The sequence below is a fragment of the Arenibacter latericius DSM 15913 genome (assembly GCF_000424985.1).
In the GTDB taxonomy this organism is placed as follows: Bacteria; Bacteroidota; Bacteroidia; order Flavobacteriales; family Flavobacteriaceae; genus Arenibacter; species Arenibacter latericius.
Genome location: NZ_AUKX01000105.1, coordinates 1 through 1,355, shown reverse-complemented (window position 1 = coordinate 1,355; position 1,355 = coordinate 1). Strand labels below are relative to the sequence as shown.

The window sequence follows — 1,355 nt, the reverse complement described above, 5'->3', positions numbered from 1 at the left end:
TACGACGACTCTGATGGGCCTACCATCATCTTATTTGCAGCATGCAGCCAATTTATTGCCGTGGCTGCTTCTTGGCACACTATGAACAGTACGGGAGCAAACTGGCGTTTGCTTTCTGACACTCGCATAGCGAAATCTTATTGTTTTGATTTATTTTTTTTGTCCAGAGCAAAATCCATAAGATTTTGCGGACTTCATAAATATACACAGACCTTTCGTTTATGCCCTAAGCCCGTATTGTTTATAGGTTTTGTTATGCACAGGCATTTTCTCAATCTGTGGCTGTTTTCTCCTTCATCCATACAGGTGTTGTGTCCGATTTATGCTTACCGCCAATTATGTCCTTATACAGTTCTGGTCTTCGAGCATTTTTGTATCTCCAACCACCCGAAAGTTGAATTTTATCCTTTGCGATTTTTGAAATCGTGATTTCATCTTCAAATGATTTTATTTCGGACAAAACCTCTCCATAAGGGTCGATTATCATCGAATTGCCATTTTTGAGATGTTCACCGTCATAGCCAATCGGGTTTGTAAACGCATAATAAACTCCATTATCGTAAGCCCGTGCGGGCAGCCAGCGCATTAACCAACGCCTACCTTTGGGGCCGTCAAATTCCATTCGTAATGAGACTGGGTCGTTTTCACGATTTCTCCAGTATTTATCATCTACGTAATCTCGATGTGGCATTGCAGAAGGTGTACAGCCTGTAACGTGGGGTGCAAAAATTATTTCCGCTCCTAAAAGGCTTGTCGCGCGTACGTTTTCTATTACATTATTGTCATAGCAAATCAAAATTCCGCATTTCCAACCGAGAAGGTCAAATACACAATATTCGTCGCCAGCAGACATATATTTGCTGATAAATGGGTGTATTTTTCGATATTTGGCAACTACTTTATCGCCAGTTACACAGATATAGGTATTATAAATTTTTCCATCTGATTTTTCCACTAGACCCGCCAAAATCGGAATACCCAAATCATTGGAAATCGCAATTAAGTCCTTCGTGCTATTTCCGTTTGGAACGTCCTCCGCCAATTCCGTTATCTGTTCCAGACCTAAATCTTTGGTAAAAGTGTAAGCGGTAATGGACATTTCGTGAAAACTTATTAAGTCCGCTCCGTTGGATTTTGCTTTTTCTGCAAGTTTTCTGATGACCGATAAGTTGTATGTTTTATCTCCGTCTTTCGGTTGAAATTGGGCTACTGCTATATTCATGTTTTGATGTATGTTGAATTTTTAGGCTGCTTGTGCATAACGGGAGTTTGTCTCAAAACTCCGTGATTACTGTTTTAAAAATACACGATTTTTTTCATTAGGTGAAAATAAAGTTGAGGGAGCGATTTCTTGT

Annotated in this window: 1 protein-coding gene; it reads right to left on the bottom strand. The window is 39.8% G+C overall.

Annotated elements, in window-relative coordinates; translation table 11 throughout:
• Positions 1-271: 271 nt before the first annotated feature.
• Positions 272-1,222 (bottom strand): nitrilase family protein, encoded by a 951-nt coding sequence (locus H344_RS0116800; RefSeq protein ID WP_026811329.1) that lies wholly within the window; start codon positions 1,220-1,222, stop codon positions 272-274.
• Positions 1,223-1,355: the final 133 nt, after the last annotated feature.

Excerpts from the sequence above, each read along its gene's own strand:
- H344_RS0116800 (WP_026811329.1), bottom strand. The coding sequence starts at position 1,222 with ATGAATATAGCAGTAGCCCAATTTCAACCGAAAGACGGAGATAAAACA.